Raw genomic sequence first — 2,450 nt, forward strand, 5'->3', positions numbered from 1 at the left:
GTTGATCGACCTTCCTCACCCAGCCGTAGTAGAAGTATTGACGGATTTTATCCATTTTCATCCTCTGTGGTGCAGCGCTGGTCTTGCGCTGCATGAACGGCTAACGGGCAGGATAATTATAACTGAAGGTTTTTTTGATTTATTTAGAATATATTCAAAAGATGTATTTTGAGGGAGATGATCCACCATGGAGCAAGTTGAAAAAAGAGCTAAGTTGATAGGAATCGACGGTGTCTATATCCCTGTCACTAACCGAAAGAAGTCTGAAGAATGGTATATTGAGCACTTTGGGTTAGAGTATCATGAAGATTATCTGCTTGCAGGTAGGCAGGAGGTTTTTCTACGTGAGCGGTTAGATCATCAGGTCTTAACTTTTCGGACAAACCAGTGGTTAGAAAACGGCGAAAGCTATGAAATGCCTGTTGTGTGTTTTCGTACCTCAAACATTACCGAACTGTATGAGTATGCCTGTTCAAAAAGCATTTGTGTTGGTGAATTGCTTGAACATAAATGGTTTCGAGAATTTGATTTTTATGACCCTGATGGCAATAAGCTGAAAGTCTGGCAACCGATTGAGTAGTCTGTGAGTGTGAATATGAACATTGAATTCAGCTATACGATAGTGCAGGAGCTGCTTCAACGCGACTCCTTTTTGCTTCATTGAAGTAACAGGCAGTTATGTGGAGAACTAAATCAGTTTGATGATAAAATAAATGCATAAAGACTTTTGAAGGATGTGGGACTGAGTGGCGAGAGTTCATTGTAAATGCGGGAATACATTATCTAACTCAATATCTCCAAACGATGTTCAACTTCGAGTGTATACAGACAGGGAATGGGAAGAAAAAATTAACTTAGGTGAAATTGACTTAATTCAAATCCCGTTTCCTAAATATGATGTTTGGTACTGTCCAACTTGTGAGAGGGTATATGTTTTTAATTGGGGCGAAGATAAGCCGCTAAAGGCATACGCGTTGGAACAAAATTAACTCAGGTTATTCAATTAACGGATAACGTTAGTTTCAAACACAAGCAAGATGAGACTACAGTCAATGATTTGTAGCCTTTGGGTGTGATAAATGGTTTCAAAGGGAGGCTCATAATGAAGCAGTTAAGTAAAGATGACTTGATTGAACTGGTAAGAAAAATTATGAATGTCGAGGGCACTGAAGAAGAAATTGATAATATGATTGAAATTCTCAAACAAAGCATCCCACATCCAGAAGTTAGTGATTTAATTTTTTGGAATGAAATTGAATTGACACCAGAGCAGGTCGTTGAACAGGCGCTGAGCTATAAGACAATCCAACTTTAAACATTGGTGTAAATGATTGAACTAACGGGTAACGTTAGTGAAGGAGCTTGCCGTTAAGGGGGCTCCCTTTCATATTGAAATAACGGAAGGGTTGATGATTTGGATACATGTTATTTGTTAACTGGGAAACCTCGCGTGGGGAAATCAACAGCAATAAAACGAATTATTAACCGAATTGGTCCAGAATATTTTGGTGGTTTTTACACAGAAGAAGTACGAAACTCGACGAATCGAATTGGATTTAATTGTGTAACTCTTAGTGGTGAGAGTCAACGTATTGCGAGTGTTGATAGTGAAAGTTCGGTAAGAGTAGGGAGATATGGGGTTGAAGTAGATACTTTCGAGAAAATCGCTTTAAAGGCAGTGAGTCTATCGTTAGATACGAAGAGGATTACAGTTATCGATGAAATTGGTTTCATGCAAATGTTATCCGTTCCCTTTCAAGAAATGATCCATGAAGTTGTTTCGAGCTCTCAACATATTATTCTAGGGACAATCTGCGTAGATAAACATCCAGATATTGACAAGATAAAAGAACTGACTGGGATAAAACTTTATGCGATGAATGAAGAAAATCGTGACTTGACAACAGAATTAATGGCAAATGAAATTCTTAAGTTATGTCATGAGTAAATTTGATCTGCATTTTCGTTTGTTGAAGTAACGGGCAGGATACCGCAATAATACAGCCTGTCGGCGTGATCAGATTAGCTGCGTTTATGAAGCAGGTGTTTCAGTAATGCCTTCATGTAAAGATAATTCAAAAAATGAAATGAAAGAGGCGCTTTCTGGCGCCTCTTTTTGTAGGATTAACTTAGGTGCCACCTAATAACTTCAACCATTGACCAAGTGTTCTCCTAAACGTAATAGTAGATACACGAACGAATCATTGGTAGAATATTACATGTAATTAATCACTTCGTAATGTCGATATCCACATTTTCGCGATATCTAATTGAAAGGCGGAGTCCAATGATTCTTTCTGTTCAGGAGCGCGATAAAGTAAAATTACGAAAAATGGAACTGAGGATCGCCTATATGAGCTTACACAATAAAGGCTTAAGGGGTGAAAATCAATGCAAGAATTAAACCCAAAAGACAGCAAACTCAACCTCGGCATCCTCGGCTTTGTGGC

The 2,450-nt window shown here is 38.4% G+C and carries 4 protein-coding genes; all 4 read left to right on the forward strand.

All coding sequences use genetic code 11. The features are described from left to right. The first annotated feature begins 187 nt into the window (after positions 1-187). Positions 188-580 carry a VOC family protein gene (locus tag AC58UU_RS39815; RefSeq protein WP_497323028.1) on the forward strand — a complete coding sequence of 131 codons (393 nt, stop codon included), beginning with the start codon at positions 188-190 and terminating at the stop codon, positions 578-580. 166 nt (positions 581-746) lie between these two features. Then, positions 747-989: a DUF8617 domain-containing protein gene (locus AC58UU_RS39820; RefSeq protein ID WP_497323029.1), complete on the forward strand. Its 243-nt coding sequence runs from the start codon at positions 747-749 to the stop codon at positions 987-989. 113 nt (positions 990-1,102) lie between these two features. Then, positions 1,103-1,315, forward strand: a complete 213-nt coding sequence (locus tag AC58UU_RS39825; protein ID WP_497323030.1) for a bacteriocin immunity protein — start codon at positions 1,103-1,105, stop codon at positions 1,313-1,315. A 114-nt stretch (positions 1,316-1,429) separates the two neighbouring features. Continuing rightward, positions 1,430-1,948: a nucleoside-triphosphatase gene (locus AC58UU_RS39830; RefSeq protein ID WP_175532616.1), complete on the forward strand. Its 519-nt coding sequence runs from the start codon at positions 1,430-1,432 to the stop codon at positions 1,946-1,948. The last annotated feature ends 502 nt before the right edge of the window (positions 1,949-2,450 follow it).

It is taken from the genome of Paenibacillus sp. JT22N1 (assembly GCF_059692155.1).

Excerpts from the sequence above, each read along its gene's own strand:
- AC58UU_RS39815 (WP_497323028.1), top strand. The coding sequence starts at position 188 with ATGGAGCAAGTTGAAAAAAGAGCTAAGTTGATAGGAATCGACGGTGTC.
- AC58UU_RS39825 (WP_497323030.1), top strand. The coding sequence starts at position 1,103 with ATGAAGCAGTTAAGTAAAGATGACTTGATTGAACTGGTAAGAAAAATT.